Below are 22,374 nucleotides of genomic sequence, written 5' to 3'. Positions count from 1 at the left end.
GCGGCACCAGGGGCGCCGCTCCGGCGCACCCCTCCCCGCGCGCCGGCCCGGCCTTTCCGCGCCGGCCGCGCCCCACCCGCGCCCGCCAGGGCCACCCTCCGTGGCCCGCGCGCCGCGCCGACCCCGCGGCCGGGACCAGCCGCCCACCCCGGGCGACCGGCCCCGCCGCACCACCGCACACCCGCACCACCGGCTCGGTGGAACGTCAACCGGGTTACAGAATCCCGGAGTTGGCGGACCGAGCGCACCGCCACACGTACGGCACGGGTGCCCGTCACCCGCTCCGGCCGGCGGCCCGACCCCGCGTCCCGCCCCGGCGCCCGCGCGGCCACCCGGGCCCGACGCCGGCACCCGGCGCGGCGACCGACGGCCCGGCCGACGGACCGGCCGCGGCCACCCCCCAACCGCTCCACACCCAAGGCACGTGACGCCCCACACCTCGCGCCCCCCGTTCCCCGTCCCCTTCTCCCCGGCACCCGGCCCGCGTTCGGCGTGCCGTGGCCCGCCCTACCCACCGACCCCTGGAAACAACGGAGTTCCCATGTTGTTCGCAGCCGCACCCGCGGCCGAGACGCCACCGCACACCGGTGGCCTCCTGCTGCTCATCGACGGCACCGCCGGCCTGCTGACGGTCGCCGCCCTCGGCATCGCGCTCCTGCTCTTCCTGATCATCAAGGTGCGGCTGCAGCCGTTCGTCGCCCTGCTCGCGGTCTCCATCGCGGTCGGCCTCGCGGCCGGCCTCTCGGTCACCGAACTCTTCGGCACCGTGCAGAAGTCCGACGCCGTCTCGCTCATCGAGTCCGGCATGGGCGGCATCCTCGGCCACATCGCGATCATCATCGGGCTCGGCACCATGCTCGGCGCGATACTCGAGGTCTCCGGCGGCGCCGAGGCGCTCAGCGCCCGGCTGCTCAGCCTCTTCGGCGAGCGCAGGGCCCCGCTGGCGATGGGCGTGACCGGCGTGATCTTCGGCATCCCGGTCTTCTTCGACGTCGGCATCTTCGTCCTCGCGCCGATCGTCTACGCCGCCGCCAAGCGCAGCGGCAAGTCCATCCTGCTGTACTGCATGCCGCTCCTCGCCGGCCTGTCCATGACGCACGCCTTCCTGCCGCCGCACCCGGGCCCGGTGGCCGCCGCCGGCCTCCTCGAAGTGGACCTCGGCTGGGTCATCCTGATGGGCGTGGTCTGCGGGATACCCGCGGTGCTCGCCGCCTGGGCGTACGCCGCGTGGATCGGTCACCGCGTCTTCGTACCCGTCCCGCAGGACATGGTGGAGGCCGCCGAGGAGGCCAAGGCCGCGGTCGCGGCCGAGCAGCGCGCGCACGCCGGCTCGACCGGCAAGGGCGGCGGCAAGGGCGGCGCCGGTGGGACCGGCGGCGAAGGTGGCGCCGGTGGGACCGGTGCCACCGAGGCGCCCGTCTCCGTCGGCACCGTGCTCGCCATCATCGGCACCCCGCTGCTGCTCATCCTCTGCGCGACGTTCTCCTCCATCGCCTTCGACCCCAGCACGGGCCGCTCGATCGTGGAGTTCTTCGGCCACCCCTTCGTGGCCCTGACCATCGCGCTGCTCCTCGCGTACTACCTGCTCGGGCTGCGGCGCGGCTGGTCGCGCAAGTCGCTGGAGACCGTGTCCACCGCGTCCCTCAAGCCGGTCGGCAACATCCTGCTGGTGGTCGGCGCGGGCGGGGTGTTCGGCGCGGTGCTCAAGGGCAGCGGCGTGGCCCAGGCGCTGGCCGACGCCTTCGACAGCGCCGGCCTGCCGGTCATCGTCCTGGCCTGGCTGATCTCGGTGGTGCTGCGGGTCGCGCAGGGCTCGGCGACGGTGGCCATCGTCACCACGGCCGGCATCGTCTCGCCGCTGCTGGCCGACGGCGACTACTCGCAGGCCCACCTCGCCCTGGTGATCATGGCGATCTCGGCGGGCTCCATCTTCGCCTCGCACGTCAACGACGGCGGCTTCTGGATGGTGGCCAAGTACTTCGGCATCTCCGAGCGCGACACCCTCAAGTCCTGGACGGTCCTGGAGACGGTCCTGTCGGTGGTGGGCTTCGTGGTGGCGGGGCTGCTGAGCCTGGTGATCTAGCGGTCCGCCCGGCGCACCGCGTCGGGCGCACCAGCGGGCGGCCCCGGCGGGCGCGCGGCGCGGCGAAGAGGCCGGCCCGCGCGCCCGCCGGGGCCGTTCGTCCGTCACCGGGGGCTGACGACGTCCAGTACCCACACCACCCCGAACCGGTCCCGGACCATGCCGTACAGCGCGGCCCACGGCGCCGGCGCCAGCGGGTGCAGCACGGTCGATCCGGCCCCGTCGGCGGCGAGCCGGTCCCACCGGGCGCCGATCTCCTCGGTGTCGTCGCCGCGCACCGAGACGAAGAAGGAGTTCCGCCCCTGCTCCCAGTCCATCCCGGACGGCACGTCGTACGCCATGACGCTGAAGCCGCCCTCCGCGACGACCTCGCCCCACATCACCCACCGCCCCTCGGCCGGGTCGGCGGCGCTGGCGGCGTCGGCGGCTGTGCTGGTGGCGCCGGTGGCGCCGGTGGCGCCGGCGGCGTCGGTGGCGCCGGCGGCGTCGGTCGCGTCGGCCGGGCCGCTCTCGCCGGCCGGGTCGGACGCGGCGGCGGCGTCCGCGTACGTCACGACGGTGGCGCGCCCGCCGAAGACGGAGCGGTAGAAGTCGAGCGCCGCGCGGGCCTCGCCGCGGAAGTTCAGGTGTGTGGTGGTCGTCAGGGACATGAGGGACTCCTCGCCTCGGTCTGGTCACGGGAGCGCCGGCGCTGCCGACGCGGTCGCGGGCCGGCTGGACCTTCGGGGCCGTTCGTGTGACCGCCCCCGGCCGCCGGACGCGAAGCCGACCGTCGCAGAGGGAGAGGACAGGATGTGTCCGCTACCCCGGCCAGAATGGGTTCGTGCCCACCACCTCCTCGCGGTTGCTCGCGCTCCTCTCCCTGTTGCAGGCCCGCCGGGACTGGCCGGGCGCCGACCTCGCCGTCCGCCTCGACGTCCACGTCCGTACGATCCGCCGTGACGTGGACCGGCTGCGCGAACTCGGCTACCCGATCGTCGCCACCAAGGGCCCCGACGGCGGCTACCGGCTCGACGCCGGCTCCCGGCTGCCGCCGCTGCTCTTCGACGACGACCAGGCCGTCGCGCTCGCCGTGGCCCTCCAGTCCACCGCGGCCACGGCCGGCTCCGGGCCCGGCCCCAATCCCGGTGGCGGGGCCGACATCGGCGAGGCCGCCGCCCGCGCCCTGCACACCTTGCGCCAGCTCATGCCCGCCCGGCTGCGGCACCGGATCGACACGCTCCGGGCCACCGTGATCGCGCCCCCGGGCGCCTCCGCCGCACCGCCCGACGGCCGCGTGCTCGCGACGCTGGCCGACGCGGTCCGCGCCCACGAGGAACTCCGCTTCGACTACGCGCCCCCGACCCCGCCCGCGCGAAACCCCGACGGCGCCACCGACGACCCACCGGCCTCCGACCACCGAGCCGACGACTCGCCACCGGCCCGCGACCACCGAGCCGACGACCCGCCGCCGGCCCCCCGACCACCGTGCTGCCACCCCGTCACCGAACCGCGCCACCACCCCCTCACCGCCGGGCCGCGAGGCCGCTCGCGTGCGGCGGCGGGTGCAGCCGCACCACCTGGTCGCCTGGGGCGGGCGCTGGTACCTGCTCGCATGGGACCTGGACCGCGCGGACTGGCGCACCTTCCGCGCGGACCGTGTCACCCCGCGTGTCCCCACCGGCCCCCGCTTCGCCCCGCGCGCGCTCCCGGGCGGCGACGTGGCCGCCTTCGTCGCCGGCCGGTTCCGTGGCGCCGACGGGCCAGGCGACGGGCCAGGAGCCGGGCCGAGCGACTGGCCCTGTCGTGGCGAGGTGATACTCGACCTGCCCGCGGCCGACGTCGCCCGCCACGCCTTCGACGGGCTCGTCGAGGAGCTGGGCCCCGGCCGCTGCCGGCTCGTCCTCGGCTCCTGGTCCTGGACCGGGCTGGCCTGCGCCGTCGGCCGGTTCGACGCCGACTTCGAGGTCGTCGGCCCGCCCGAACTACGGGCCGCCTTCGCCCGGCTGGCCCGGCGCGCGGCCGGGGCGGCGGCGGGGGAGGGCAGGTCACCCGAGGCCCGCCACCTGCCCCGACCTTGCCCAGAAGATCGTTTCGATGGAGGCTGAGGCATGCAGAATCAGCCAACCTTCGTCCTCGTCCACGGCGCCTTCGCGAACTCGTTCTCGTTCGCGCCACTCCAGGCCGAGCTAGCCCTGCTCGGACACCGCTCGGCCGCCGTCGACCTCCCGGGCCACGGCTTCGAGGCGACCTATCCCGCCGCCTACCAGGCGCCCCAGGACCTCGCCGCGCTCGCGGCGGAACCGGGCGCCATCAAGGGGGTCACGCTCGCCGACAACGTGGCCCGCGTCATCGAGATCCTGGAGCGGGCCAAGCGCACCGGGCCGACCATCCTCGTCTCCCACAGCCGGGGCGGCATCACGGCCACCGCCGTCGCCAACGCCCGGCCGGATCTGATCGACCGGCTGGTGTACGTGGCCGCCTGGTGCCCCGTCGAACTGGACGTCAACGACTACTACACGCAGCCGGAGATGGCGGACGTCGATCCCATGGCGTTCGCCAGCACGCTGGTCGGCAACCCGGCCGAACTCGGCCTGCTGCGCACCAACTTCCGCACCGCCGACCCGACGGCGCTCGCCGCGTTCAAGCGGGCGTTCGCCGCCGACCTGTCCGACGACGAGTTCCGCACCTTCCTGAACACCTTCCAGCCCGACGAGAACCTGGACGCCGGCACCTCCGCCGACCGGGCGCGGGCGGCGACCTGGGGCCGGGTGCCCAGGACGTACGTGCGCCTGACCGACGACGCCAGCGTTCCGCCCGCCGTACAGGACCGCATGATCCGCGAGGCCGACGCGCTCACCCCCGACAACCCCTTCGACGTGCGCTCGCTGGCGGGCAGTCACCTGCGCTGGCTCGTCCACCCGCGACCGGCCGCCGAACTGCTCGCGAGCCTCGCCACCCGCTGACCCACCCCGCGCCGTACCGGGCCGGCGGGCCGCGCCACCGGGCGTACGCCGGCGCATCGGCCCGACATACGCCGACCCACCGGGACGACATACCGAGACAACACACCGGGACGGCACACCGGGGCGGCGCACTCGGACAGCACACTTGAACAGCGCACTTGAACAGCGCACCCGGACAGCGCACGGCCCCGGTGCTCGGCGGTGAGGCCGAACACCGGGGCCGGTCAGGCGACTTCAGGGGGCGGCGACGGGCGCCGCCACCGCGCCAGCGACTCAGCTAGCGGAGCAGTACTGCTGCTCCTTGCCGATGGAGCGGTACATGCAGTCGGAGTTCTCCAGGAGGAGCAGCACGGCCTCGCGGTTGCGGCTGGTCTCCCGCTCGATGACCTCGTCGGGCGGGTAGAAGCCGCCGCCACCGCCGCCCGGGCCCGGGTACATCTCGAAGGTGTAGCCGAAGATCTTCTGGTTGCCCCACAGCCAGTCGTCGATCGACCCGTCGGTGACGTACAGGTCGCTGGACTGCTCGGGGGTGTAGCCGTTGGTGCCGGCCATCTTGCGGCCGACGGCGGCGAACGCGTCCCGGTCGTCCTGGGTCAGGCCGGGGGCGGTGTCCGCGGTGGTGTAGCCGAACGGCCAGAGGATGAGCTGGCTGTACGTGTGGAAGTCGATGCCGGTCTTGATCTGCTGCTTGCCGCCGACGACCCGGCTGCGCACGAAGTCCGCGACGACCTTCACCTCGGGCGCCGACTCGGCGCGCGGGCCGCGGTAGGTGTCGGAGGTCGGGGTGCCGGAGGAGCCGCCGCAGCAGCCCCACTTGAAGTCCCAGTTGCGGTTCTCGTCGGTGCCGGTGGCGCCGCCGTTGGGCTGCCGGTTCTTGCGCCAGCTCCGGTACGAGCCGCTGGCGATGTCGTACTCGCCGCCGTCCGGGTTCACGTCCGGCACGATCCAGATCTCGCGGCTGTCGATGAGCTTCTTGAGCCGCGCGTCGCTGGCGTACTTGTCGCCGAACTCGCGCAGCAGGTACAGCGCCATCTCGACGGTCAGGTGCTCGCGGGCGTGTTGGTGCGCGGTGAACAGCACCTCCGGCTCGGCCTCGTCGGTGCCGACGTTGTCGCTGATCTTGATCGCGACGATGTCCCGGCCCTGGTAGGACTTGCCGATGACGCGCTTGCTCATGATGTTCGAGTTCTTCGCGACCCGGTCGTTGATCTCCGCCGTGGCCTCGGCGTAGTTGTGGTAGCGAGAGTCGGCCGGCGGGAAGTCGCGCGGCGTGGCGTCCTTGCTGCCCGTCCGGGCGGGCGGCCCGGGCAGCGCCTTGACCTCGTAGCCGAGCGCGCGCACCCGCTTCAGCTCGGCCGGGCTCGCGGTGATGGTGACGGCGCCCTCGCGTACGGCGTCGATGGCCGCGCCGGTGCCGGCGATCTCCGTGCGCTGCCGCACGGTCTTCGGGCCGGTCACGTCGTACTGCCGGGCGACGTCGGCGGCCTCGGCCGCGGCGGGCTTGGCATCGCGGGCGCCGGAGTCCGCGTCGTTGGCGTTGGCCGCCAACGGAGCGGAGAGCGCGAGGGCTATCAGGGCGGCGACGACGGTGGTCCGCCTGCCCCTGGTTCGGAGTCGCATGAGGGTCTCCTGGTGGGGGTGGGTCCAGTAAATGCGACGTGCGAAAGCCGTGCCACCGGGGTGCGAGTGGACACGGGGCCCGCTGCGACGTACGGCGCGGGTGCCGGGGACAGTCTTGGGTTCTGGCATGCTCGGGTCAACATGTGGAGCTGATGTGAACCCGCCATTTTTTGAGGTTTCCGGTTCCTTGATTGCCCGGAGGGGTCGTTGCGCTCAGAATGCGCATGACAAAACCGCAGCACGTCCGCGGCACATCCGGAGGGAAGGACTCCCCCACGTGAACCGAACCGTCATAGGCGCGCTCTCCGCGCTGGCGCTGAGCGGCTCGTTGGTCGCCGGCGTCGGCGCCTCGTCCGCCGCGGCCCACACCACGGGCGCGACCGGCACCGGCACGAACGCCTCCGGCGCGACCCCGCCCCAGGTCAAGGCCGTGACGTACGAGGGCACGGTGGCGCTGAGCAACTGCTCGGGCTCGATCGTGAAGTTGCCCAACTCCACCGACCAGGACCCCGCCCTGGTGCTGACCAACGGCCACTGTCTGGAGGGCGGCATGCCGGGCGCCGGCCAGGTGCTCGTGGACCAGCCGTCCAGCCGGAGCTTCACGCTGCTGAACGCCAGCGCGGGCAACGCGGGCACGGTGCGGGCCACCAAGCTCGCGTACGGCACGATGACCGACACGGACGCCGCGCTCTACCAGGTCAACGCCACGTACGCGCAGATCAAGCAGCGCTACAACGTCAACGCGCTGGCCCTGTCCGCCGAGCGGCCCACCTCCGGCGCCGGCATCAAGGTGGTCTCCGGCTACTGGAAGCGCACCTACACCTGCAACGCCAACGGCTTCGTCAACCAGTTGCGGGAGGGGCCCTACACCTGGAAGGACTCGGTCCGCTACACCTCGCCCTGCAACGTCATCGGCGGCACCTCCGGCTCACCGGTCATCGACACCGCCAGCGGCAAGGTCGTGGCCGTCAACAACACCATCAACGAGTCCGGTCAGCGCTGCACGATGAACAACCCGTGCGAGGTGGACCAGAACGGCCAGGTCACCGTCCGCCGCGGGATCGGCTACGCGCAGCAGACGTACCAGATCACCCGCTGCGTCGGCGCCGGCAACCAGGTCGACCTGTCCCTGCCCGGCTGCACCCTGCCCAAGCCACGCGCGGCCCACACGGACGCCACGAACCGCCTCGCCACCACCACGACCCCGGGCCTCACCGCCACCAAGTAACGCCGGCCGCAGGCCCGTTCGCCCCCCGCCCGGCACGGCCAGGTGCTCGGTGTGCGTCAGGCGCGTGGTACGGCCCACGCGCCTGACGCGAACGATCCGCCCCCCGAGCGACCGTGAGAGGTCGGCTCGGGGGCGGGGTGTGGGCTCGTCGCGGGCTCAGGGTCGTACGCCGCGCACGATGAGCGTCCCGACGTGCCCCTCCGTCGGAGCGTCCAGGACGGTCGCCTCGACATCCTGGAACCCACTCCTGACCAGCAGGGCGGACCAGGTCCGAGGCCGATAGCTGTACCGGTAGGTGAATCTGGCCTTCCCCGCGAAGCCACCCTTGTACATGCCCTGCGGCCCGTACGCTCCGGGGATCGCCGGCGGCTGCGAAAAGGCCAGGACCCCGCCGGGGTTCAGGCGTCGCGCGAGGAGCGGGAGCAGCTTGCCCGGATCGGTGAACCACACCGCGCCGAAGACGGAGTAGATGGCGTCGTACGTCGCGTCGCTGGCCGCCAGGTGCTCCAACACCTCCGCGCAGACGAACTCCGCGCCGGCCGGTTCCCAGCGTTCGCGCAGGCGCGCTACCGCGACCGGCGACAGGTCGAGCCCGGTGACCTTGACGCCCCGGCCGAGGAGGAAGGCGAGGGCGCGCCCGGTTCCACAGCCGATCTCCAGTGCCGTCGCGGGCGCACCGAGGAGTTCCGGGCCGGGGCCGTGCCCCGGGTACTGCGTCCAGCAGAACACGGGCTCGGCTTCCAGGGCCTTGTCCTTGGTGCTTTCGGCATAGGCGTCCCACAGTTCGCGTTCGGCGTCGATGTCATGTTGAGCGGGCACCCGGTGTTCCTCGGTCTCACATGGGCTGGGGCCCCCGCCCGCGTGGGTGGGGCGGGGGGCGGCTGGCACGGGCGAAGCTAGTGGCTGTCGGGGACCTGGTTGTCACACGGCGAGCACTCGGCCGCGTCCATGGACCAGAGTTCAGCGTCCACGGCGAAGCCGTTGTCCCGGAGGATCTGCGCCGTGCGGAGCACGGTGCCGTCGCGACGCCGCGTGATCAGCGGGGCGTGGTGCTTGTACTCCCCGCCGTTGTACTCGTCGCACAGAGCGAAGTACAGCGGGGTGTCCAGGATGAGCGCGTGCACGGCCACGTCAACGGTGTACCCGACGCCCATGTCCACGCCTTTCCGCTCCATGGCCGTGATGGTGTAGGCGATGACCTGGCCCAGGAGTCGTTCAGCGGTGTCACGTGTCATGACGCTGTTGTCCCTCAACAAGAGGGCGACCTCACGCTCCCACAAGGTCAGTTCGGCGGTGGTGACGAGGTGCGGTACGCGGTGTGCGAGGGCGTTGAGGATGGCCTGCGGATCGCGGGTTCGGGTGTGAACGGCTGTGCTCATCGTGCCTACCTCCACGGAGATGCCTTCGTCGCGGAACTTCGTGCTGTCTTCCTGGCAGGTCGCGTGGACTGGTCGGGTATTGGGCCCGCGAGCGTCGAGCGGCCGCGCTGTCAGACGGTAAAGACGCTAGGAGCGGCTGTATGTCTCGGTCCACGAAGTTGCACGTGGTTGCACGGTCCTCAACGGAGCGAGTTCATCGCCCTCGTGATGCGGGCTTCGGCGGCAGCGCCGCGCTCTGCGATCCCCGATAGCTGGCTGAACGCCCTGAGATACGTGTGCACCTCGCTCGGGACCGTCACGTTGATCTCCGCTGTGAGCGTTTCCACCGCTACCCGGGCGTTGTCGAAGGCATAGAAGGTCTCCAGCGGCCAGACGGTCCGCCGAGCACCGAAGGGAATCACCCCGAGGGAGATGTTGGGGCGGCCCATCACGGATCTGAGGTATTGGAGTTGGCCCAACATGCCCGTGTCATCGCATACGCGGTAGTACAGGACCGCCTCTTCGAGGAGGAGGGCGAAGCGATGGTTGCCCTCTCGTACGACACTCGACCTTTCCAGCCGAGCTTGCACAGCCTGGGTGACGTCGTCCGTGGTTTTCTGGAAGTCGGTGATGGAGCGCAGCACCCCTGTCGCGTACGCGGCTGTCTGGAGCATGCCGGGAATGAGATTCGATGCGTAGACTCGGAAATTCCGCGTCCGTTGGTAAAGCGGCACGGTGCGTTGGTGAACATGTCGCATTCCGTCGCTGTGGATCTGCCGCCATTCCACGTACATGGACTCCGCGCTGCGCGAGGCCGCGATGAGGTCCGCTACCTGGTCCTCCGCGCCACACGCCAGACACCAGGCGCGGATATCGGTGTCTGACGGGGACGTCATTCCCCGGGCGATCCGCGACGACTTCGACTTGTGCCACCCGCACCGGACAGCCAGCTCGCGCCCCGTGAGCCCGGCGGCTCTCATGATCTCGTGCAGCCGCGCGGCCACGGCGGCACGTGCGGCTTCGGCACTGGAAAGCGGAGACGGGGGCATGAGCGGCCGGCTCCGCGTCACATGCTGTACGCGTCGTGTGGGATCGCGCGGGTCCAGACCGTCTCGAACGCCGAGGCGCACAGTTGGGCGACCTCGGGCTTGTCGCTGTGATCCGTGTGCACCCACCGGCCTTCGCCGTCGAAGATGTTGAACTGAACCAGTCGGTCGTCGAAAAGCCAGAAGTCGTTGCCGGGCAGGGCGATGTCCGATGCCTGTCGGCGAGGGAGCCAACGGACCTGCTCGCCTGCTACGACGTTGGTGAACGTGCCGGAGTGTTCGAAGCGAATGTATTCGCTTACCGGCTCCGAGAAGATGCGAGCGCGTCGCAACGACACACCTCGACCGGTGACTTCCTGTACGAGGTCGAGCCAAGGACGCCACCACGAAGCCCGGTTGGCCCGGTCCAGGCGATGGCCTTCCCGCCATCTGGCGAACGCCTCGTTCTCGTTCTCCACGCCGTAGCTGTCGCGCATTTCCAGGTGCACGGCCGACCGCTCAGCGGATCGAAGGAGATCAGCGAAGCTCGTCAGACTCTGCGACATCGAGTGCCTCCCTCAGCAGCGGGATCATCCGCCTCGGAATCCGGATCAGCGCCTCGTTCGCGGGCAGCGCGACGTCCCTGGTGCTCGCCATCGTCGTCTGCTCGTCCGCCGACCAGCCCTGAAAGAGCAGGTCCCTCGTCTCCTCGAAGACCCACGCGGCCGGGGAACCGTGGTCACCCGACTCGGGGTCCTTGCCGACGAACCGTAGTGTCATGACGACCTCCGTTGCCGAACGCGTGCCGCGTGGTCCAACGACCCTCGTGCGCACGGGTTCGCCCGTCAAGTGGGTACGACTGGTCGCGGTCGCGCGCCGAGGCGCCGCCCGAGCGCGCGTGGGCGAGGCGGGGCACGCCCGCCACCGGGGCCTGCGTCGCGCGGGCGGGCCGCCGCCTCGTACGCGGCGGTTCGTTCTGCCCGGACGGGCGGCGCTGCCGGTCGGCGGGCCGCCCGCCCCCGCCCCCACTCAGACGACGATCACCCGCCGTCCGCGCGTGTGGCCGGCCTGGCTGTCGATGTGGGCCGTCGCGGCGTCGGTGAGCGGGTACGCCTTCTCGACGGGGATGTGCAGCTTGCCGCGCGTGAGGAGGTCGACGGTCGTCGCGAGCGCGTCCGGCACGCTCCCGGCCACGCCGGAGAAGCGGACGCCGAGGTCGGGCGCGCCGAGGTCGGCGATGGAGACCACCTTGTTCGGGTCCCCGGTCAGCTCGATCAGTTCGCGGATCACGCCAGAGCCGGCCAGGTCGAGCGCCGCGTCGACCGGGCCGAGCTGGCGTACCCGCTCGACCCAGCCGTCCCCGTACGTGGTGGCGCGGGCGCCCAGGCCGCGCACGTACTCCTGGTTGGCGGGCCCGGCCGTGGCGATCACCGCGATGCCTCGGTCGCGGGCGACCTGCAACACGGCCGATCCGACGCCGCCGGACGCCCCGCTGACCAGCAGCGTCTGGCCGGGGAGTACGCCGACCTCGCCGATGACGCGCAGCGCGGTCTCCATGACGCACGGGTAGCCGGCCGCCTCCTCGAACGTGAGGCCCTCGGGCATCGGGGCCCAGTGCGCCAGCACGGCGTACTCGGCGTAGGTGCTGCTCCCCTCGCCGAACACGCGGTCGCCGACCGCCACCCCCTCCACGCCAGGGCCCACCTCGTCCACCACGCCGGCCGCGTCGAGGCCGACCCCCGAGGGCAGCGTGAGCGGGTGGGCCGCCAGCTTCTGTCCTTCCCGCACCCGCCAGTCGACGGGGTTCACGCCCGCCGCCCGTACGGCGACGCGTATCTGGCCGGGGCCCGCGTGGGGCTCCTCGGCATCGATGAGTTGCAGGACATCGGGGCCGCCGAACTCGGCGAAGCTCACTTTCCTCATGCGGCGAACCGTAGCACTAACGGTTAGCTTCTCAAAACGGTTATGGTTTCGCACCTGTTAGTCTGCGGCCATGACCGTGCCGACCGGACGCCGTGAGCGCAAGAAGGCCGCGACCCGTCAGAAGATCGCCGACACCGCCCTGCGGCTCTTCCTGGAGCGCGGGTACGACGCGGTCGGCATCCGTGACGTGGCGGCCGAGGCAGACGTGGCCGTCACCACGCTCTTCTCGCACTTCCCCGCGAAAGAGGCCCTGGTCTTCGAGCAGGACGCGGACTTCGAGCAGCGCCTCACCCGGGCGGTTACCGACCGCGCGCCGGACGCGCCGCTCATCCCCGCGCTGCGCCGCGAGGTACTGGCCCTGGTCCGCCACTGCACCGGGGACGGGGCCGGCCCGATCTGGCAGATGATCGACTCCTCGCCCGCCCTGCGGAGGTACGAGGAGTCGATGCGGCTGCGCCACGCGGAGGCGTTGGCGGCGGCCATCGAGGCCGAGTTCGCCCCGCCCCGTACCGCGACGGCCTGCCGGACGATCGCGCGGTTCGCCATCGCCGCGTACACGCTGGCCCGCGAGGCGGCCGAGCCGGAGGCCGCGTTGGACGAAACCTTCCAGATGATCGAGGCGGCCTGGGAGGCCACCCGCCCGGCGTGACGCGGGAGAGGGGGCGGTAACGGGGGGCGGGAGCGGGTGCCGGGCCAGGCCGGAACGCCCCCTGTTAGCGTGCGCGGATGGACGATCTGGGGCCCGTGGCCTGGCCACCCGAGCCGATCAGCACCGACAGGCTCGTACTGCGCGCGCCCGAGGCCCGGGACCGCGCGGCCTTCGTGGAGTTGTTCGCCTCGCCGGAGGTGCACACCTACCTCGGCGGTCCACGACCGCGCGAGGAGTTGGAGCGCGAGATGCCCGAGGTGCCCGGGCGGCGGCCCGGGAGCTTCGTCGTCGAACTCGACGGGGTGATGGTCGGCCAGCTCCTGCTCAGGAGGGCGACGGAGGACAGCCGCCCGGCCGCCCGGGGCAAGGTCGACCTCGGCTACCTCTTCCTGCCCCGCGTGTGGGGAGCGGGGTACGCCACCGAGGCGTGTGCGGCGGCGCTGGACTGGCTCGCCACCGCGCTCCCCGGCGAGCCGGTGGTGCTCACCACCCAGAGCGCCAACGTCGCCTCGATGCGTCTCGCGGCGAAGCTGGGGTTCACCGAGGTGGAGCGGTTCGATGCCTGGGGCGCGCGGCAGTGGCTCGGCATGCGGCCCCCGGCCCCGCCGTCCGGCTGAGCCCGTGACGCCACCGCCCGACCAGGCGCCCTCCCGACGCGGACCCGCCCGCGCTCCCGCCCTTCCCGGTGGGCCTCACCGTCGCGGCGAGGGGCGGTCCCCGTCGAGCGCCGACTCGACGGCCGCCCGGATGTGGTCGCTCTGGGCGTCCGAACTCCCCGGGCCCAGGTTGGCCATGACCGTCGCCTGCCGGCCGTCGACCGTGGCGCCGGCCATCGTCTCGTACCCGAGGAAGTCGCCGGAGTGCCCCCAGTAGCGGCCGCCGCCGGGCAGCGCCTTGCTCTCCAGGCCCAGGCCGTACGCCCGGTCGCCGTCGCCGCCGGTGGGCTGGGTGCGCTTCATCTCCCGCAGCTCGGCCGGTTGCAGCAGGTCGCCGCCGAGGAGGGCGGCAAGGAACGTGTTGAGGTCGGTGCCGCTGGAGATGATGCCGCCGGCAGAGCCGCCGATGGAGGGGTCGATCCGGGTGATGTCCACCAGCGGCGCGTCCTTGCCGGGCTGCGCGTACCCGTGCGGGTGCGGGCCACGGATCGTCACCTCGCTCGGCACGTACGTCTCGCGCAGGCGCAGCGGTTCGATGATGCGCTCGCGGACCTCGTGGGCGTACGTGTGGCCGGTCACCCGCTCGATGATCATGCCGGCGAGCAGGTAGTTGGTGTTGGAGTAGTCCCAGTTGGTGCCCGGCTTGTCGACCGGGGGGTGCTGGAGCGCGAGGGCCACCAGGTCACGGGGGTCGTGGTGGGCCAGCGGGTCGGCGACGATGTCCTGCGGCCTGAGGTAGTCGAGGAAGTCCGGCAGGCGGCTGGTGTGTTGGAGCAGTTGGCGGACGGTGATCCTCCGACCGTCGTTGCCGTTGCCCCGCACGACGCCGGGCAGATAGGTCTCCACCGGCGCGTCGAGCCGTACCTCGCCCTCCTCCACCAGTTGCAGCACGGTCGTCGCCGTGAACATCTTGGTCATACTGCCGATCCGGAACCGGCTGTCGCGGTGCACCGGCGCATGGCTGTCCACGTCCGCGACACCGCTGGTCAACACCGTGCTGCCGCGCCGGTCCCGCACCTCGGCGAGGGCACCGGGCACCCCGTCGTCGGTGGTCAGCCGGCGCAGGTACTCCCGCACCCCGGCGTGGTCACCGCCGTCCTTCGCCGCCCGTGCCGAGCCGGTCGTGGCGGCGGCGCTCCCCGGGAGCACGGCCCCCGCGACTCCGACCGCCACGGCGAGGGCGAGCGCCCCCGCGAGCGTGCGCCCGTGCTTCCTCACGTGGGTGTCCTGGTTGGTCACGCGTACGTCCTCAAGGGTCGGAGCCACGGCCGCGGTGACACCCCGCAGGGCGCCCTGCCCCGCCGCCTCGTGCGTCCCACTGTGCCCGCCGAAGGCGGGCCGTCGCGCTGGGGCGATCATCCGGATCGGGGGTCGGGTTAACCCCCGGACGTCCGGACGTCGTACGGGGGCCTTGCCCCGGCCCGCCCACGGTGCAATCAACGATCCGCCGGCCGACGGCATGTCGCGTCTCCGGTGTGCGGCGCCCGCCACCCCTACGCCGAGGCCGCGTTGACCGGTGCCGGCGGGTTGGGGGTGGGGAGCGAGGGCCCCGTTAGGCGCACGGGGCCGTTGGGGCATGTGTCGCCGTACGGGGGGAGAGCCCCCGGGAGTAACACGGTATTCAGCCCGTGTGTTCGAGGCGATCGGGGGGTGAAAGGGCCGTCGAACGAACCGCCACCGAGAAAGCCGGAATCCCGGGTAATTCCCCGGCCTTGTCCCCGACCTCGTCCTTGGCTCAAGCCTCCGTCGGAAACAGCGCACACGCGTCGCGAAACCACCGAGTCGGACGCGTAAAAACCGGAAGAGGCTCAATGTCACTCCCGGAACCCCTACGTGCTTGCGCTGTCGCACAGGCGCGCCTACCGTCACGTCTGCCTGTCGAAAACGCAAGGGGGAACGCGTGGTCGACAGCCTGGGCCAGTGGTACGTATCCGATACGCGGGTCGCGAAGAACCGACCCCGCGCCACGACGGAGCGAGTACGACCGATTCCGGTAAGCCGCCCGTGCACTCGCACGCCCACGGGGCCAGCGGAACAGGGCTCTGGCCGTAGCTGAGACGCGTGGGGGCGATCCGGGCGAAACCGCCGCCTCGGTCCCGTTCCACCTGCTCAGGGGTTACGTGCACGTCCGGTGAACCTCTCGACGAACGCGATTCGCGGGGGAGAGTCCGCCGGGCGCCGCGACACCACTCACCCACCCACCACAGCGACAACGTCCAGAACGTCCATACGGGGGAACAACGTTGATGAGCATGCGAAAAGCGGCCCGGGTCAGCATGGTCGGGCTCGCGGCACTGGCCCTCACCCTTCCCGCGACGGCCGCCGTCGCGGACACGGCGCCGACCGAGTTGGAGATCGTCCGCGGCCTGGCCAGTAAAGGGGATTACGCGTACCTCTCCGAAGAGGAATGGGAAATTCTCAAGGGGGCCGGGGTGTTCGAGACCCACGGCGACTACGTACACATCTCCGGGTCGGCCCCGCGCGCGGTGTCCGCGCACGGCTGGTGGAAGCGGAAAAGCGGACCGGCGAAGTACGCCAAGGTCACCATCGAGTTGCAGGCCCATGCCGGCGCGAAGTGGAAGACCATAGACACCGGCACCAAAAAGAAGGCGAAGTCCGGCGGCGGCAGCGCCAATCGTGCCCACGCCCGTAAGAACTGCAAGAATGCCACCACCGTGGTGAAGTTCCGCAGCCGGGTCGACGTGGACATCATCGGCTACTCCGACCCCCCTACGAAGCTGGTCACGCCGACCCGCAAGATCAAGTGCAAGGTCTGACCGATTGACCGACCCCCAGCAGGGATGGAAGGTGAGAGCCATGCCGAACGCGGAGCCCATGGTGGTGGGCGTTCACGGGACGCTGGAACTGCGACCGGAGATCCGTCGCGCGTGGGAGAGCGGCGAACTCGACGAGGACCTGTACAGCCTCACGGTCCAGCGCGCGGAAGCGTACGGTCTCACCTCCACCGTGCTGGGGGCCGCTCGGCCGCGCGGCGCGCGCTGGGCGCACAACGAGGCGGGCGGGGACTGGACCCAGGACGGCACCGTGCGCGAGATCGGCTACCTCCAGGTGGACGTCGCCGACGCGGCACCGGACCGGCCCCTGCCCACCCGCCCCGCCTTCACGGTCCTTACCGACGCCCTGCGCCACGTGGGGACCTTCGCCGTGGCCGGCGTACACGTCCTCGCGCCGCCCCGCCCCGGCGCGGCCGGGAGCGAGGACCTGACCTGGCCCACCGACGAGCCGGGCGGTACGACCACGGAGACGGGTGCCGAGGTGACGGTCACACTCGCCGCGCGGAACGGGAGCCTGGCCGACCGGGCGCAACCGATCCGCCAGGCCGTGACCGAACTCAGCTCCGGCAGGCTCGACCTCACCCCCGCCCCACCCGAGTCGCCGGCCCACGCGTTCGCCCACCCGCCCACCGGGACGATCCACCTGCCGGAGGCCACCACCGGCCCCGGCTTCCGCTGCCGGACACCCACCTGGTCCCTCGATGCGGCCGTCCACATCGCCGAACTGCTCCTCACCGCGCTGGGCCCGTACGGCACGGGCCCCGCACTCGTTAGCGTCGCTGGCCCGACGGTGGCGCGCGCTCGCGGGCCGATCGCGGGGAACGGCTGACCCGACTAGCTCCGCAGCATGGCGACCAGCCGGGGCGCCCCCACGAACGGGACACACTCGCCCACGCGCTCGTATCCCCAACTCTGGTACACCTCGACGACCTTCGGATGATCGATGGGAGTGAGCAGGGTGACCCGGCTTTCGGGCCGGCCGTGGAGCAACGCGTCGTGCAGGCGCCGTGCGGTGCCGGTCCCGCGCCATCCCCTGTCGACCAGCAACTCGGAGAGGGCAAAGGTACGCGCACCGTTCTCGATAGTCGCGGCCGTGTCCAGGGGTGGGGTGACACCGTCCCACCAACTGGTGTGGGAAGTCAGGGGAGCGCCGTAGGCATATCCGACCAAGGTGCCGTCGGGAGTGCGGGCGGCGGTGCAGGCGAAGTTCTCCGCGGCGAGCCAGTGATCGAGGAAGGGCGCGAACGCGTCCCGGGCGGCGAGGGGGTCGCCACTGCCCTCGTACACCGCGTCGTGCAGGTCGAGCAGTTCCTCCCGTACGGCCGCAGCGTGGTCGGCGGTGTAGTGCTGGATGGCAGACACGGTGTTCATCGCTCGCCTCCTGGGGGTTGGTTGAGCGCGGTGGCAAGAGAAGGCCCCTTGAGCGTCATTCAGTCATTGCTCAAGGGGCGTCGTCGCTGGTTGTCGTACGAGGACCTCAGCCTTGGAACTCGCCGGCTTTGATGCTGGCGATGAAGGCGCTCCAGGCGGCGGGTTGGAAGGCGAGGGTGGGGCCGTGGGGGTCCTTGCTGTCGCGGACGGGGACGACGCGGGCGGTCGTCGCGTGGTCAGGGGCCCACTCCACACACTGGCCCGCTTGCCCGCCGCTGTAGCTGGACTTCACCCATCGGTACATTCGTGTTCCCTCCGGATCTGGTGGATGAGGCGCAGCGAATCCGCTTCCGAAACGGCGGAGGCGCGCATGTGGTCAAACTTACCTGCCCACTCCCGCACGGCCTCCTGCGAGTCGTTGATGTGCCCTTTTCCTGTGGTCTCGGAGTAGAGAACGGGCGGCTCATCGTTCATGGTTGGCGACAGCAGCGTGAAAGGGATTTCTGCTGCTGGCGCGCCAGCCCGAAACGGAAGCACCTGGAACGTGAAGTGTGGTTCCGAGGCCCGCTCCAGTACGTAGTCGAGCTGTGCCGCCATGATCTTGGGGCTCCCCACTGGAATCCGCAGCGCGGCCTCGTGGATGATCAGCCAGAAGTGCGGGGGTGATTTCCGGTCCGTCACCTCACGCCGAGAGAGCCGCGCTTCCACATGAGCCTTGATCTCATCATCGCTCTTGCGTGGGGATGCGGAGCGGAAGATCGCCTCCGCGTACTCAGGCGTCTGCACCGCGCCCATCAGGAAGGTGTTGGAGTAGTCCGAGATGGATGCCGCTGCCTTCTCCAGCGCCACGTACGGCAGGAACCAGTCAGGATGGTTGCGCTCGCGGATGCGCTCAGCCAACCGGCCGAAGTAGCCACTGGTCTGGAACACCCGGTCGCACGACTCCGCGAACTGGGCCGAGCCGAGCAGGCTGCCGTTCTCGACGTGCGAGACGTACGTCCGGTCGTACGCCGTGGCCAGCGCGAGCTGCGTTTGCGTCATCCCCGCGTGCTCGCGCGCGAAGCGCACCTCGCTCCCGAAGAAGGCGTGGCCCCCAACGGGGACGTCTGGGTCCGCAGTTGATTGGCGCAGCGTCATCTTGTGCCCACCCCTTTCGGCTGTGTCCATGTGCGGGTGAGGGCAGGGCGCTCACCGCATTTGCCCTATCGAGGCTACGCAGTTTGGGTCGAAACTGTGAGGGATTCGTCACACGCGGTAATCCGCCAGTACGCCAAGGACTCGACCTCATGCCCCACACGATGACCCTCAAGGTCTACCGCAAGCGCCCCGGCGAAGAGCCGGTTCCGCTGGCCCCCGACACCACCGTCCACGTCGACCCGGAGGCCCTTACCGGTGAGGAACTTGAGGCGAAGTACCTGCCCACTGCCTGGGGTCCATGCCGGTGCCCGCGCCACCGACAGGGGCGGCCCGGTGAGTGACAACCCCCTGCACCGTGTGCTCACCGGCCGACACGAGGTGACGACCGTCTCCGGTGCCGTGCTGAGGTTCTTCATCGCCGAGGCCAAGCTGTCCGACGCGACATGTGTCTGGGAGGCCGTGTGCGACTGGGACTTCCAACACGCCTACGAGGAGTCGCTGTTCGACCGCGAAGCGATGGAACGGGGTGACCTTCGCGCCAACAGCGACCACATCCAGGTGGCTCTGGACGCCCTCGCCGGACCCGGCAGCTACTTCTGGCGGACGGGGACGCGAAGGCGGGGGTCATGACGACGAACGGTAAGACGCCCGAGGACTGTGGACTCGGCCTGGCGGAAGTCCGCAAGAGTCGCGAGGGTCGCGGTGGTCGGGAGGATGCGACATGAGCGTGGCCCAGCGGCTGCGCGTGGTCCTGGTGCTGTGGAAGCCGCGCGTCGAGAGCGACCCGGGCGACGTCACCACGGCCGGGTGGCCGCACGTACTACAGGTGCAACTCTCGGATGACGCGACGAGGTGGGAGCCTCCCGGCGTCGTCGTACGACCGGGGGAGCGGGTGACGGCCGCGGCGGCGCGGGTCGCTGCCGCGTTGGGCCTCGCTTTACCGAACCTGCACCGCGTGCTGGCCGTCGACGAGCGCCCCGCGCTGCCCGGCGTACCCGCCGAGATCGCACTGCTCATGGACGGGGGCTGGTGCACGGACGCGGACCTCGTGGAGGCGCCGGCCTGTCTCTGCGTCCACGACCGCGACTGTCGTCACCGCCGTCGCTGGGCCACCGCCGAGGAGGCGTGCGCGACGGACGCCGCCCTGGCGGTCGGGCTCAGCGCCGCCGTGGGGATCGCGCCGGCGTTCGTGGTGGATCGGGTGGGTTGGGGCGGGTAGCCGGGCGGGGCGCCTCGACGGCGAACCCGCGAGGGGAGGGAACGCGTAACCCGAGTCGGCTGCCAGCCCGTAACAGATACGCAAGACACTTCCGTGTCGCGGGACGCGGTGCCCTCGTGTGCGGGTTGCGCCGACGAGGTGAGTCGGGCACATGCTGCCAAGTTCGTGCGACCTGCGGGGTAGGACGCGATGTGGTCTGCGACCCTGGAGCCCGTTCACGTGTCTGGACGGACCGTCCACCCACGCCGTACCGAAGAGGCTGTCATGTCGGATCTCTCTGGGGTTGACCTGCCGGATCTGCTCGCGATCGTGCTCGCGGCCGGCATGGCCGGAGGGATCTGCCTGTGGCTCAAGAGAGATGACGAGCGGGAGGCGGACACCTTCCGGGTCCGCGGCGTACACACCACCGGCACGGTGGTCGGGCACGAGGTCCGCTCGGTCGTGGTGGACGCGGAGTCGGGCTGGCGGCACGACAGGCGGAGCCCCGTGGTGGAGTTCGCGGACGGGGAGGGGAACGTGGTGAGGTTCGTCTCCACTCTCATGACGCACCCGTCGGAGGCCGTGCCGGTGAACTCCCGGGTGGTGGTCATCTATCCGCCGGAAGACCCGGAGAAGGCGGAGATGGCCGACGCCCTCGGCAACCCGTCGGCGGGGCGCCTCCACCGCTCGGGGCAGTTCGTCAGTTCGTCGGGAGGCTACTGCGGGTTGTTCTTCGGCCTGTTCATCTTCCTGAGCGTCCTGTGCGTGATGGTCGTGCCGCTCTTGCTCTGACAGACCCTCATATCCCCAGCGCCACCGGACGGCCCCCGTTCGGGGACCGTCCGGCGACCGCGAGCGCAACCCGCCTCAACTACCCGCGCAGTACTGCTCCTCCTTGCCTATGGCGCGGTACATGCAGTCCGCGTTCTCCGTGAGCCTGAGGACCGCCTCGCGGTTGCGGCTGGTCTCGCGGTCGATGACCTCGTCGGGCGGGTAGAAGCCGTCGTTGCCGCCGTACATCTCGAAGGTGTACGTGAAGATCTTGTGGGCGCCCCACATCCAGTCGTCCGTCGAGCCGTCGGTGACGTAGAGGTCGCTGGCCTGCTCGGGGGTGTAGTCGTTGGTGGCGGCCATCTCCTTGCCGAAGGTGGCGAAGACGTCGTGGTCGTCCTGGGTCATGCCGTCGGCGGTGTCGTCCTCGGTGTAGCCGTAGGGCCAGAGCACCAGTTCGCCGTAGGTGTGGAAGTCGATGGCTGCCTTGATCTGCTGCTTGCCACCCACGACCCGGCTACGGACGAAGTCGGCGACGACCTTCACCTCGGGGGCGGACTCGGCGGCCGGGCCTCGGTAGGTCTCGTCACGCGGGTTGGGGCTCGAACCGCCGCAGCAGGCCCACTGGTAGTTCCAGTTGCGGTTGAGGTCGGTGCCGACGGCCTTCGTGCCCTTGTTGGGCTGGCGGTTCTTGCGCCACATCCGGTACTGGCCGCCGGTGATGTCGTACTCGCCGCCGTCCGGGTTCACGTCCGGCACGATCCAGATCTCGCGGCCGTCCACGGCCTTGTTGATCCGGTCGTCGCTGCCGTACTTGTCGCCGAACTCGCGGATCAGGTACAGCGCCATCTCCACGGTCAGGTGCTCGCGGGCGTGCTGGTGGTGGGTGAAGAGCACCTCCGGCTCGGCCTCGTCCTTGGCGACGTTGTCACTGATCTTCACGGCGACGATGTCGCGGCCCTCGACGGAGGTGCCGATGACCTTCTTGGCCATGGTGTCCGGGTGCCTGCCGACGGCCGCGTCGATCTCGGCGAGCGCCTCGCGGTAGTTGTGGTAGCCCGCGTCGTCGGCCGGGAAGTCGCGGGCGCCGGCCTTGGCCGCCGCGCCGCCGCGCTTCGGCGGGCCGGTCAACTCCTTGATTTCATAACCGAGTTGGCGTACGCGGGGGAGTTGGTCGCGGTGGGCGGTGATCACGACCGCGTCGCGGCGTACCTCGTCCACGGTGACGCCGGTGCTGGCGATAAGGGTGCGGGCGGCGGCGGTGTCGGCGCCGCGTACCTCGTACTGGCGGGGGATGGCGTCGGCGGCGCGTTCGGTGGTCGTGGGGTTGCGGGGGGAGTCCGGCTCCTGGGCCTGGGCGGCGATCGGGGCGGCCAGGGCCAGGGTGATGAGCGCGGCGATGGCGGTGGTCCGCCGGCCGCGGGTGCGCGGTCGCATGGTGCACTCCTGGGGTTCCAGTGCGACGGGTGGGGGGTGTGACGCCCGTGGCCTCGGCCCGGGCATCCCGCTCATGGTTGACGCATGTCGGGACACGGTCAAGAGGTGGCGGATAGCCGCCGTGGGCCCGGTCGGGCGGGGCGGGGCATTGTCGCGGGGCGGCGTGGCGCTGAGTATG

At 71.2% G+C, this 22,374-nt stretch carries 24 protein-coding genes and 1 pseudogene; 12 read left to right on the top strand and 13 right to left on the bottom strand.

The window, feature by feature from the left end; genetic code table 11:
- Positions 1-541: 541 nt before the first annotated feature.
- Positions 542-2,083: an SLC13 family permease gene (locus OYE22_RS11345; RefSeq protein WP_277320304.1), complete on the top strand. Its 1,542-nt coding sequence runs from the start codon at positions 542-544 to the stop codon at positions 2,081-2,083.
- A 104-nt stretch (positions 2,084-2,187) separates the two neighbouring features.
- On the opposite strand, the gene OYE22_RS11340 is transcribed toward OYE22_RS11345, so the two are convergent.
- Complete coding sequence (locus OYE22_RS11340; RefSeq protein WP_277320303.1) at positions 2,188-2,733, bottom strand: VOC family protein; 546 nt, start codon at positions 2,731-2,733, stop codon at positions 2,188-2,190.
- Positions 2,734-2,906: 173 nt separating this feature from the next.
- On the opposite strand from OYE22_RS11340, the pseudogene OYE22_RS11335 reads away from it, so the two are divergent.
- Positions 2,907-4,095: pseudogene (locus OYE22_RS11335) on the top strand (WYL domain-containing protein); the annotation flags it as partial.
- A gap of 78 nt (positions 4,096-4,173) precedes the next feature.
- A complete protein-coding gene (locus OYE22_RS11330) occupies positions 4,174-5,028 on the top strand; it encodes an alpha/beta fold hydrolase (protein ID WP_277320302.1) in 855 nt (284 codons plus the stop codon).
- A 273-nt stretch (positions 5,029-5,301) separates the two neighbouring features.
- On the opposite strand, the gene OYE22_RS11325 is transcribed toward OYE22_RS11330, so the two are convergent.
- Entirely contained in the window at positions 5,302-6,648 is a 1,347-nt protein-coding gene (locus OYE22_RS11325) for a M14 family metallopeptidase (protein WP_277320301.1), read from the bottom strand.
- Positions 6,649-6,925: 277 nt separating this feature from the next.
- Between OYE22_RS11325 and OYE22_RS11320 the strand changes: the two genes are divergently transcribed.
- Entirely contained in the window at positions 6,926-7,876 is a 951-nt protein-coding gene (locus OYE22_RS11320) for a serine protease (protein ID WP_277320300.1), read from the top strand.
- A gap of 156 nt (positions 7,877-8,032) precedes the next feature.
- On the opposite strand, the gene OYE22_RS11315 is transcribed toward OYE22_RS11320, so the two are convergent.
- From OYE22_RS11315 to OYE22_RS11290, 6 genes are all read right to left on the bottom strand, one after another.
- Entirely contained in the window at positions 8,033-8,695 is a 663-nt protein-coding gene (locus OYE22_RS11315) for a class I SAM-dependent methyltransferase (RefSeq protein ID WP_277320299.1), read from the bottom strand.
- Between the two features lie 77 nt (positions 8,696-8,772).
- Positions 8,773-9,255 carry a hypothetical protein gene (locus tag OYE22_RS11310; RefSeq protein ID WP_277320298.1) on the bottom strand — a complete coding sequence of 161 codons (483 nt, stop codon included), beginning with the start codon at positions 9,253-9,255 and terminating at the stop codon, positions 8,773-8,775.
- A gap of 179 nt (positions 9,256-9,434) precedes the next feature.
- Complete coding sequence (locus tag OYE22_RS11305) at positions 9,435-10,283, bottom strand: helix-turn-helix transcriptional regulator (protein WP_277320297.1); 849 nt, start codon at positions 10,281-10,283, stop codon at positions 9,435-9,437.
- Between the two features lie 17 nt (positions 10,284-10,300).
- Positions 10,301-10,825 (bottom strand): DUF6879 family protein, encoded by a 525-nt coding sequence (locus OYE22_RS11300; protein ID WP_277320296.1) that lies wholly within the window; start codon positions 10,823-10,825, stop codon positions 10,301-10,303.
- Positions 10,797-11,039 (bottom strand): hypothetical protein, encoded by a 243-nt coding sequence (locus OYE22_RS11295; RefSeq protein WP_277320295.1) that lies wholly within the window; start codon positions 11,037-11,039, stop codon positions 10,797-10,799. Before OYE22_RS11295 ends, OYE22_RS11300 begins: the two co-directional genes overlap by 29 nt.
- 249 nt (positions 11,040-11,288) lie before the next feature.
- On the bottom strand, positions 11,289-12,182 hold the full coding sequence (locus tag OYE22_RS11290; RefSeq protein WP_277320294.1) for an NADP-dependent oxidoreductase: 894 nt from the start codon (positions 12,180-12,182) through the stop codon (positions 11,289-11,291).
- A gap of 70 nt (positions 12,183-12,252) precedes the next feature.
- Here OYE22_RS11290 and OYE22_RS11285 point away from each other — a divergent pair, with 70 nt between their 5' ends.
- Positions 12,253-12,831, top strand: coding sequence for a TetR/AcrR family transcriptional regulator (locus OYE22_RS11285; RefSeq protein WP_277320293.1), 579 nt, complete (start codon positions 12,253-12,255; stop codon positions 12,829-12,831).
- Between the two features lie 77 nt (positions 12,832-12,908).
- On the top strand, positions 12,909-13,448 hold the full coding sequence (locus tag OYE22_RS11280; protein WP_277320292.1) for a GNAT family N-acetyltransferase: 540 nt from the start codon (positions 12,909-12,911) through the stop codon (positions 13,446-13,448).
- 75 nt (positions 13,449-13,523) lie between these two features.
- On the opposite strand, the gene OYE22_RS11275 is transcribed toward OYE22_RS11280, so the two are convergent.
- Positions 13,524-14,846: a serine hydrolase domain-containing protein gene (locus OYE22_RS11275; protein WP_277320291.1), complete on the bottom strand. Its 1,323-nt coding sequence runs from the start codon at positions 14,844-14,846 to the stop codon at positions 13,524-13,526.
- Between the two features lie 887 nt (positions 14,847-15,733).
- On the opposite strand from OYE22_RS11275, the gene OYE22_RS11270 reads away from it, so the two are divergent.
- Entirely contained in the window at positions 15,734-16,264 is a 531-nt protein-coding gene (locus OYE22_RS11270) for a hypothetical protein (protein ID WP_277320290.1), read from the top strand.
- A 40-nt stretch (positions 16,265-16,304) separates the two neighbouring features.
- Complete coding sequence (locus OYE22_RS11265; RefSeq protein WP_277320289.1) at positions 16,305-17,111, top strand: hypothetical protein; 807 nt, start codon at positions 16,305-16,307, stop codon at positions 17,109-17,111.
- A 5-nt stretch (positions 17,112-17,116) separates the two neighbouring features.
- Here OYE22_RS11265 and OYE22_RS11260 read toward each other — a convergent pair whose 3' ends face one another.
- The 3 genes from OYE22_RS11260 to OYE22_RS11250 form a co-directional block, all read right to left on the bottom strand.
- Complete coding sequence (locus tag OYE22_RS11260) at positions 17,117-17,653, bottom strand: GNAT family N-acetyltransferase (RefSeq protein WP_277320288.1); 537 nt, start codon at positions 17,651-17,653, stop codon at positions 17,117-17,119.
- Between the two features lie 106 nt (positions 17,654-17,759).
- Positions 17,760-17,957: a DUF397 domain-containing protein gene (locus tag OYE22_RS11255; RefSeq protein WP_277320287.1), complete on the bottom strand. Its 198-nt coding sequence runs from the start codon at positions 17,955-17,957 to the stop codon at positions 17,760-17,762.
- The gene (locus tag OYE22_RS11250; protein ID WP_277320286.1) at positions 17,942-18,790 is read right to left on the bottom strand and encodes a helix-turn-helix transcriptional regulator; all 849 of its coding nucleotides are present in this window, start codon (positions 18,788-18,790) and stop codon (positions 17,942-17,944) included. Before OYE22_RS11250 ends, OYE22_RS11255 begins: the two co-directional genes overlap by 16 nt.
- 149 nt (positions 18,791-18,939) lie before the next feature.
- On the opposite strand from OYE22_RS11250, the gene OYE22_RS11245 reads away from it, so the two are divergent.
- The 4 genes from OYE22_RS11245 (at position 18,940) to OYE22_RS11230 (ending at position 20,780) form a co-directional block, all read left to right on the top strand.
- On the top strand, positions 18,940-19,131 hold the full coding sequence (locus OYE22_RS11245; RefSeq protein ID WP_277320285.1) for a hypothetical protein: 192 nt from the start codon (positions 18,940-18,942) through the stop codon (positions 19,129-19,131).
- Positions 19,124-19,420, top strand: a complete 297-nt coding sequence (locus OYE22_RS11240) for a hypothetical protein (protein ID WP_277320284.1) — start codon at positions 19,124-19,126, stop codon at positions 19,418-19,420. The genes OYE22_RS11245 and OYE22_RS11240 overlap by 8 nt, the downstream gene beginning before the upstream one ends.
- Before the next feature lie 91 nt (positions 19,421-19,511).
- A complete protein-coding gene (locus tag OYE22_RS11235) occupies positions 19,512-20,009 on the top strand; it encodes a hypothetical protein (protein ID WP_277320283.1) in 498 nt (165 codons plus the stop codon).
- Positions 20,010-20,273: 264 nt separating this feature from the next.
- Positions 20,274-20,780 (top strand): DUF3592 domain-containing protein, encoded by a 507-nt coding sequence (locus OYE22_RS11230; protein WP_277320282.1) that lies wholly within the window; start codon positions 20,274-20,276, stop codon positions 20,778-20,780.
- A gap of 75 nt (positions 20,781-20,855) precedes the next feature.
- Here the strand turns inward: OYE22_RS11230 and OYE22_RS11225 are convergent, their stop codons facing one another.
- Positions 20,856-22,196: a M14 family metallopeptidase gene (locus tag OYE22_RS11225; protein WP_277320281.1), complete on the bottom strand. Its 1,341-nt coding sequence runs from the start codon at positions 22,194-22,196 to the stop codon at positions 20,856-20,858.
- Positions 22,197-22,374 lie beyond the last annotated feature (178 nt).

Source organism: Streptomyces sp. 71268, from assembly GCF_029392895.1.
In the GTDB taxonomy this organism is placed as follows: Bacteria; Actinomycetota; Actinomycetes; order Streptomycetales; family Streptomycetaceae; genus Streptomyces.
Note: the sequence above shows the minus strand (reverse complement) of the source record. Positions and strands in the feature narration are given on the sequence as shown.

What these genes read in the sequence shown, in the direction of transcription:
- OYE22_RS11270 (WP_277320290.1), top strand. Translation starts at nt 15,734, where the DNA reads ATGAGCATGCGAAAAGCGGCCCGGGTCAGCATGGTCGGGCTCGCGGCA.
- OYE22_RS11345 (WP_277320304.1), top strand. Translation starts at nt 542, where the DNA reads ATGTTGTTCGCAGCCGCACCCGCGGCCGAGACGCCACCGCACACCGGT.
- OYE22_RS11265 (WP_277320289.1), top strand. Translation starts at nt 16,305, where the DNA reads ATGCCGAACGCGGAGCCCATGGTGGTGGGCGTTCACGGGACGCTGGAA.
- OYE22_RS11300 (WP_277320296.1), bottom strand. Translation starts at nt 10,825, where the DNA reads ATGTCGCAGAGTCTGACGAGCTTCGCTGATCTCCTTCGATCCGCTGAG.
- OYE22_RS11225 (WP_277320281.1), bottom strand. Translation starts at nt 22,196, where the DNA reads ATGCGACCGCGCACCCGCGGCCGGCGGACCACCGCCATCGCCGCGCTC.
- OYE22_RS11330 (WP_277320302.1), top strand. Translation starts at nt 4,174, where the DNA reads ATGCAGAATCAGCCAACCTTCGTCCTCGTCCACGGCGCCTTCGCGAAC.
- OYE22_RS11285 (WP_277320293.1), top strand. Translation starts at nt 12,253, where the DNA reads ATGACCGTGCCGACCGGACGCCGTGAGCGCAAGAAGGCCGCGACCCGT.
- OYE22_RS11275 (WP_277320291.1), bottom strand. Translation starts at nt 14,846, where the DNA reads ATGATCGCCCCAGCGCGACGGCCCGCCTTCGGCGGGCACAGTGGGACG.
- OYE22_RS11305 (WP_277320297.1), bottom strand. Translation starts at nt 10,283, where the DNA reads ATGCCCCCGTCTCCGCTTTCCAGTGCCGAAGCCGCACGTGCCGCCGTG.
- OYE22_RS11295 (WP_277320295.1), bottom strand. Translation starts at nt 11,039, where the DNA reads ATGACACTACGGTTCGTCGGCAAGGACCCCGAGTCGGGTGACCACGGT.
- OYE22_RS11325 (WP_277320301.1), bottom strand. Translation starts at nt 6,648, where the DNA reads ATGCGACTCCGAACCAGGGGCAGGCGGACCACCGTCGTCGCCGCCCTG.
- OYE22_RS11340 (WP_277320303.1), bottom strand. Translation starts at nt 2,733, where the DNA reads ATGTCCCTGACGACCACCACACACCTGAACTTCCGCGGCGAGGCCCGC.
- OYE22_RS11250 (WP_277320286.1), bottom strand. Translation starts at nt 18,790, where the DNA reads ATGACGCTGCGCCAATCAACTGCGGACCCAGACGTCCCCGTTGGGGGC.
- OYE22_RS11280 (WP_277320292.1), top strand. Translation starts at nt 12,909, where the DNA reads ATGGACGATCTGGGGCCCGTGGCCTGGCCACCCGAGCCGATCAGCACC.
- OYE22_RS11310 (WP_277320298.1), bottom strand. Translation starts at nt 9,255, where the DNA reads ATGAGCACAGCCGTTCACACCCGAACCCGCGATCCGCAGGCCATCCTC.
- OYE22_RS11260 (WP_277320288.1), bottom strand. Translation starts at nt 17,653, where the DNA reads ATGAACACCGTGTCTGCCATCCAGCACTACACCGCCGACCACGCTGCG.
- OYE22_RS11290 (WP_277320294.1), bottom strand. Translation starts at nt 12,182, where the DNA reads ATGAGGAAAGTGAGCTTCGCCGAGTTCGGCGGCCCCGATGTCCTGCAA.
- OYE22_RS11245 (WP_277320285.1), top strand. Translation starts at nt 18,940, where the DNA reads ATGCCCCACACGATGACCCTCAAGGTCTACCGCAAGCGCCCCGGCGAA.
- OYE22_RS11235 (WP_277320283.1), top strand. Translation starts at nt 19,512, where the DNA reads ATGAGCGTGGCCCAGCGGCTGCGCGTGGTCCTGGTGCTGTGGAAGCCG.
- OYE22_RS11230 (WP_277320282.1), top strand. Translation starts at nt 20,274, where the DNA reads ATGTCGGATCTCTCTGGGGTTGACCTGCCGGATCTGCTCGCGATCGTG.
- OYE22_RS11255 (WP_277320287.1), bottom strand. Translation starts at nt 17,957, where the DNA reads ATGTACCGATGGGTGAAGTCCAGCTACAGCGGCGGGCAAGCGGGCCAG.